Annotated in this window: 4 protein-coding genes; all 4 read left to right on the forward strand. The window is 30.8% G+C overall.

Features of this window, described 5'->3' with window-relative positions; genetic code table 11:
* Positions 1-44: 44 nt before the first annotated feature.
* On the forward strand, positions 45-3,410 hold the full coding sequence (locus tag T514_RS0120450; protein ID WP_027626426.1) for a hypothetical protein: 3,366 nt from the start codon (positions 45-47) through the stop codon (positions 3,408-3,410).
* Positions 3,411-3,506: 96 nt separating this feature from the next.
* Positions 3,507-4,739: a cytoplasmic protein gene (locus tag T514_RS0120455; protein ID WP_084284793.1), complete on the forward strand. Its 1,233-nt coding sequence runs from the start codon at positions 3,507-3,509 to the stop codon at positions 4,737-4,739.
* 286 nt (positions 4,740-5,025) lie between these two features.
* Positions 5,026-7,059 (forward strand): Na+/H+ antiporter, encoded by a 2,034-nt coding sequence (locus T514_RS0120460; protein WP_027626428.1) that lies wholly within the window; start codon positions 5,026-5,028, stop codon positions 7,057-7,059.
* Positions 7,060-7,381: 322 nt separating this feature from the next.
* A partial coding sequence (locus T514_RS0120465) for a transposase (protein ID WP_027626429.1) occupies positions 7,382-7,591 on the forward strand: 210 nt, incomplete at its 3' end.

A 7,591-nucleotide genomic window follows, 5' to 3' on the forward strand; every position in this document is an offset into this window, starting at 1 on the left:
AATAATAATGGAAAGTTAGTATGTAAACAATGGGGAGGAAAAATATGATTTTTAGTAAAGATATTATGGATAAAAAGAATCTACTTAAAGAATTAGATTCATTAGCATATTCAGATAGAGCAAATAAAATGGCATTATTAGGTCGTGATAATAATGGATCCAAGAAGTATTCAAAATTACTTTCTTCATTATTAGATGATGGTGCGTATGAAGCAAGTCTTGCTTTAATCGGTGCAGGTGTAACAAAAGATATAAGTATTATTTTGGCAGCATTAAAACATCCTGCATATAGTGTTAGAAATAAGGCAGTAGGACTTTTAGCAAAAGTAGCTTCAGATAATGATATTGAAGGTGAAATAATAAATTTATCTTATGATTGCCGTCGAAAATTACTACATAATATTTCAATTATAAATCGCCAAAGTGCAGCAGATAAATTATTACCTTTTGTATATTCTAAATGGGGAGCAAAAGAAGCAGCTATTTTATTACCAGCATGTTCTAAAGAAACTGTTGAGGAGTGGATTATAAAGATTGGATATGCAATAACAAATTGGTGTAGATTAGCAGCTCATCATTCTGATATAGTTTTAGAGTATTTTAAGACAGCTTTAGAGAAAGCAACCGTTGGGAAAAGGATTTATGTTTGGTATAGATTTTCATCTGCAATGGAAACTTTGTGCATGTCAAATGCAGATTTTATATTGGATTGTGCAATAAACTTAGGGCCAATGAATGTAATATATTTAGCGTTAAAAAAACAAATTGGTACTTTAGTCCGTATAAATCCTAACAAGGTTTATATGTTACTTGTAGGAAATGAATCAAGAAAGGAACTTATTTCATATGGAGTGCCAGAGGGCATTTTGAAAAGAAAAAATTATCTATCAAAAGATCAATGGATTGGATTAGCAAAATTGCTAGGGGATAGTCCTTTTCATATAGTAAAATTACTTTATTATATAGCACCTTCAAATAGGGAAGAGATTTTTGAAGCTGTGTATGAAGAAGATGAACGTAAGGAAAGAATTTTTTCAGAAGCGCTATTGTGCAGCTTGCCAAATAAATTGCGTGATAGGGAAGCTGCTAGAATGCTTGGCCTTCGTGGAATTTATGATAACAAAGAAAAGAATATTATGATTACTGCATGTCGTCATATTGATAATTCAAGGGAAATGCTTCAAAAAGCAGCACAAGCCTCAAGTGCAGATGAGCGTGGAAGGGCACTTGCGGGGCTTATTGTGAGTACTGCATTATCAAGACATGGCGTTCATGATACATTAGTGTTTTTAGGCCGTATCAAAAATGATCAAGATCCTGTGCGAAATGCAGTGCTTAACAAGCTTTCAGATTGTCCACCATCTATTTTTACAGATGAGAATACAAAAGAACTCACTTTACTTATTGATAGTGTCAACGAGGCTAGAGATACTTCATATGGCACACTGTATGCAACACAAAGATTAGCTTTTAATATTATGAGATATAATATATCAAATCCTCAAAGCGAGATTTTTAAATTTTCTATAAGCACAATTATAAAGCTAGCAAAGAAAACAGGAGAACTTGCATTACCATCACTTGAAAAAAATTTACCAAGAGGTGCGGAAAAGATATTGTTTGAAGAGCTTTACCCATTAATTGTTGAGGCAAATAAAAGAGAAAATTACAACTTTACAATTGATATAGCAGATTCATTAGGAAAAAGAGGTTATAACATAATAAAACTTCAAAATTTATTAAGACAGGCCATAACTGCTAAACCAGATAGTATAGCAATACAAGCAGTAAGATATTGGCTTGCAGATAAAAAAACACGTGATGAAAGAGTTAAGGAATTACTAGCTTTGGATAAATCCTTTATTACAATAGATGAAGTGTTTTTACATTTACACTACACACGTCAAGAATGGTTAGATCCATTTATTTCTGGCAATGTTATCAGAGGTAGATTTCTAACTGGTAAAACAATTTATGTTGTGCCAGCTGATAATGGATTTAATAGGTGGCTGCCACGTCAGCAAAATTCTTTAGGGATTATACTAGAAAAAATTGCATCTGATTCAAAACGCAGTCTTTGGGAACGTTCAAGAGCTATAAGAATAATTGCAGGGATGCCTGATTTCTCTTCAAGCAAAGTGGAAGATCTTTTAAAGGGCAAAGAAGTAGCTATAGTGGAAGCTGCACTTCATGCATTATCACTTACTCAAGAGCCTGAAAAGGCACTTTCAATTCTCTTGGAGAATTTAGATGGGGACAGGGCACGTGTGGCAATGTATTCTATACCTAGATGTGTTCGTAAAATGAGTCCATCTCTTGTAACTTCAATGCTTAAGGAACTTTTAAAACGGGACAAGCTTAAAATCACTGTTAGAAAAGAGGCTGTTAGGTTGCTTGGTGCTTATAGAACCAGTGATAGCATTTTATTACTGGTAAATGAATTTGAAAAAGCAAATTTGCATAAAGATGTACTAATTGCAATAGGACATGCGGCCAGAGAATTTTTAGATGATGAACGTGGGTGGAATATTTTAAATACTATGGCTTGTTCATCCGAAAGTGATGTTGTAAAAAGTTTATTATATCAAGCTCCAGATGAACTTCCAGAAGAATATAGAGCTTTATATTTAGAATTAATAATTAAGATTGCAAACCATATAGATGCAGAAGTTGGACGAGAAGCTTTTAGCTGCATGAGGCGTTGGACAAATGTAAATGAAGAAATAATTGCCAAAGCCACAGCAAAGGCTATTACTGATGTTGAAGATAGTACTAGGTGGAATGCTGCCATGAATACTTTAGTGGAAACATGCCGTGATGGTAAGGTCAATGAATTTGTAATAAGGATTTTTAAAGATTTATCTAGCGCCACAATAGCTCAGAAGTGGAATGCTAATAACCAAAGAGATTTACCTCATAGGCAGCGTTTAATGAAGTTAACAGATAAACTTATATCCTTACCAAATCTTACACGTTTAAACCTTACATCTTTGTATATGGAAATTATTAATAGTATTGCAGCAAATGACACATTAAAATATGTTGTAGTGAAATTTTATATAGCTTCAATTGATTGGAATAATGTAGATGAATCTACTCAGTATATAAAAAGTATTGCAAATTGTATTAAAAATCAACCATACCTTATAAACAATGCATATAGAGACATTATGAAGAATTTAAAAGATGACAAAGGATACTGGAATCCAGAAATAATACTACAAATTGTTGATATATTATGGTGTGAAGGCTTTTATGAATCTCAATTTATAGGACTTTCTTTACTTGAAGCTGCTGGAAATGCTTTATTGTGGAGAGAAGATTGTGCCAATAGGTTGAAGTTATATAGAAATCATCCTGACCTTAATATTCAATCACTTGCATTAGATATTTGGACGGCAATAGAGTAAAATGTGCACTTTAAAATAAGGATTTTTGAGTTTATTTCGAAGATATAGAAGGTCTAGGTTACATACTGATAATTCAAAATTTTAAGGGGGAAAATCATGTTAAGAAACTCAAAAGTAGAACAAATCCAAATTCTAAATGATTCAGAAATTCTATTTAGAGTAAAAAATGGACTTGGAAAATTAAATATGAGTTTTGTTAAGAATAAAGATGATGAAATAAAAATGACCTATTTTTTAGGGGATATACCATTGATTATGGGCAATACAGAATATTGTCCAACTTGTTCTGCCATGATTCAGTTAGCCGAAGGTAGAGAGAAAGTTGATAGTAAAGTAGTTCAGGTTTTAAATAATATTAATACAATACAAAGTATAGAAGATGGATTTGAAAAAATTAAGCCCATACTAGTTTTACTAAATGATGGTTATTATGTATTAAAAGAAATAGAATTAATTCCTACAGATGGCGAAGGAAATTATTTTTGGAATTTAGATGGGAAGAACAAAAATTATAATGCAAGTGCGGATTTTTATTTGCATGATTATGGAACAATTTGTGGAGCACCTAAGTTTATGATTCCATCCCAGGGAACTAATTGTTATAACAATGAGAGAGTAGAATACTATAGAGAAAAAATTAGAAATGGTGAAAAGTTGTTTGGTATTGCTATTGAATTAAGAGCTTTTATGTCATTATTGATAGACGGGCATCATAAAGCAACAGCTTCTTATTTAGAAGGAAAAACTCTTAGCTGTATTACAATAATAAAACCTTGTTCTTATAAAAATTATAATACTGGTGAGGAGGGTATTAATTATTTAGGAAATGATATTCCTTTTAGTAGGTTGAGTGATACAAAAGACATAAAGCATTATTACAATAAGAAAAATACAGGTAGTAGAAATGAATATAAGAAGATAATTTTAGAAGAAAAACATACTATGCCAATTAATATAGGTAAACCTAAGAACGATTTTCCTAATTATGAAGATATAGCTTTATCAAATTTGGCTCAAGATACTTCTGATGAAAAGATAGCAGAATTACTAAATTATATAGGAGAGTATCCTTTAGAAGAATTAGAGTATATATTTTATAATTTAAAAGTTAACAACAAAGCAAAAGCTAAGGATTTATGTTTTAAGATTCTTTCTTCAAATGGATTCCAAAGTATATGGGATATATGTGTTAAATTCTTATCTCAATATAGAGTTAAAGAAGTAGAGGACTTATTTATAAATATTCTAGTTAGCTATGATCAATATGATTGTATTGGTTACGAGAATATTAAAAAGATAATAGATGATTATTTTAAAGAAAATAAATAAGATATTTATTAATGGTGAATTTGAAAGGTGGTGATTCGCCTCCACTATACATATCCATCGCCTGCAAATAGTTTAAAAAGCTCTTTACAGGCGGTGGTGTTTTTGTTAGGTGAGGGCTCCACCAAATATGTATTGTAATTAAATATAGTGTGAAAAATAAGCTTGAATATATTTGTTTATATATTGAAAGCTTATTTTTGTTTATTTAAGGAATATTATATTGAATTATATATGTGATATTGAACAATATATAGTTTATAGACAGTACTAAGAAAGGTGAGTTTACATGAATTTATTAATGACAATATTATCGCTTATGGTATGTTTACTAATTTCAAATATTATTAGTCACTACATCCCATCTATTCCTACAGCTTTAACTCAAATTGCTTTGGGGATTATTCTTACATTAATTTTTAAACATAATTACTTTGAGATAGAAGAAGAATGGTTCTTTCTTTTATTTGTAGCACCCATTTTGTACAATGATGGAAAATACTTTCCAAGAGATGAATTGTGGAAAATGAGATGGTCAATATTAGGAAATTCTCTTATATTAGTTCTTTTAACTACTATTGGAGGAGGATATTTTATTCATTGGATGATACCGGAGATTCCCCTTGCTGCAGCATTTGCATTAGCAGCTATTTTATCACCAACTGATCCTGTGGCTGTAAATGGAATTGCAAAGCGCATTCATATACCTGAAAAAATATTAAATCTTGTTAGGGGAGAATCTTTAATAAATGATGCATCTGGTATAGTAGCTTTTAATTATGCAATAGCTGCTGTAGTAACCAATTATTTTTCCTTAAAAAAAGCAATCTTAAATTTTTCATATGTATTTTTGGCAGGTGCTATTTTAGGTTTAGTTTTGGCTTTGCTTGTGGTGCTAGTGAGATTCATTTTGCGTAAAGAGGGAATAAATGATGTAATATTTCACTCCTTGTTTCAGATACTAACTCCCTTTGGTATTTTTATTATAACAGAAGAACTCTTACATGCATCAGGAGTTATCGCAGTAGTAGTGGCAGGGATTGTTCATTCATTAATAAAGGAAAAAACAGAAACTAGGATAGCTGAAGAGCAAGTTCTTACAGAAAACTTATGGTCAATTATTTTATTTGTGTTAAACGGAATTGTGTTTCTATTATTAGGATTAAATATCCCACTATCAATGACTGAAACAATAGCTAGTCCCAATATAGGGAATTGGAAGGCTGTGGGATATGTTATTGCTATTGGGCTTGTTATTTTAGCAATTCGTTTTGTTTGGTCTTATTTATTTGCTTATTATGAATATCGTTTAAATAAAGTTGAAATTATTGAAGAACCCAATATGAAAATGGCTTTGTTAACTAGCTTAACGGGTGTTCGAGGTGCGGTTACAATGGCAGGAGTCTTATCAATTCCTTTTTTCCTAGACAACGGAGAAGTTTTTCCAGAACGATCACTGATACTTTTTTTAACTGCTGGTGTAATATTATTTACATTAGTAGTTGCAACAGTGGCTTTGCCCATTTTAAGTAAACAAGAATTAGTGGAAGAGGAAAGTCTTGATGATAATAATCTAAGTAAAGCAAAGAAAAAACTTTTATTAGCTAGTATTAAAACTATTGAGTCAGAAATAAATGAGAAAAATGAAGCTGTAGCCTATGAATTAATTAATGAATATAAGAAGATATCTGAAAATCATCTATTGCAGCAAGATTCAATGATACAAAAGACAGATCTTTATCAACAAGAAATAGCAGAAATACGACTAATAGGGTTAGAAGCAGAAAGAGGATATGTTTATGAATTAATGGATAAAGGAGAAGTGAACGAAGCGGTCTTTAAGGCTTTGGATAAATCTTTTGACTACAGAGAAGAAGTCTTTTTATATAATACTCACCAAGATACCATGTATCTTATAAGAAAATTAATAAGATGGTGGAAGCGTTTTTATGGAAATCATCATAAACCAAAAGATACTAAAATAAATAATTTAGGATTAGTAAAAGATATTCAACTAAAAGCCTTTCAAAAGGCAATTAAGTCCTTAGAGGAATATGTGAAGAGTCATGACAGATCAGAAGCTGCCAAGGTGGTGATTTTAGATTACAAGAACATGATTAATAGATTAAAAGGAACAATGATAAAATACAATGAAGAAAGCGTAGAACAAAAGGAAGAATTAAGAATAAAAGCAATGGACATGGAACGTTCAGAGATTCGCAAAATGTATGAGTTAGGGGAAATTACTAGAGAACAATCTAATGAATTAAGAAGATATATAAACTATATTGAAAGTGTAATTTTGTATAAGCATGCTGAGTAAAATAAAGATAGTTTAATATGTATTGTATTTAAATATAGCATAAAAAATAAGCTTTGAATATATTTGTCTATATATTGAAAGCTTATTTTTGCTTATTTGGAGAGTATTATTTTCGTCTAAATTTTATATTTACATATATAATAAAAATAATTGATACAATGGCTAGTACAATACCAGCATATGCAAAAATTTCTCCACTATTAACTGCAGCTATAATAAGAAAAATACCAAATATAACGAGTCTGTGAAAAAAAGTCTGTAAATTACAAAATATAGCAGCTTTCTATGATAAAATATAAATATCATAGGAGGCTGTTTTGTTATGGGTAAGAGAAAAGAAAGATTAACAGAGGGAAAAAAGAATATTATTGCTGATTTAATTAGGGAGTATGACATTCAATCTGCTGAGGACATTCAAGACGCATTAAAAGACCTTCTTGGAGGTACTATTGAAAGCATGCTTGCAGCTGAGATGGATAACCATTTAGGGTATTCTCCATATGAGCGTACTGATGTAGAAAATGCACGCAAT

The sequence above is a fragment of the Clostridium lundense DSM 17049 genome, assembly GCF_000619945.1.
GTDB lineage: Bacteria > Bacillota > Clostridia > Clostridiales > Clostridiaceae > Clostridium_AO > Clostridium_AO lundense.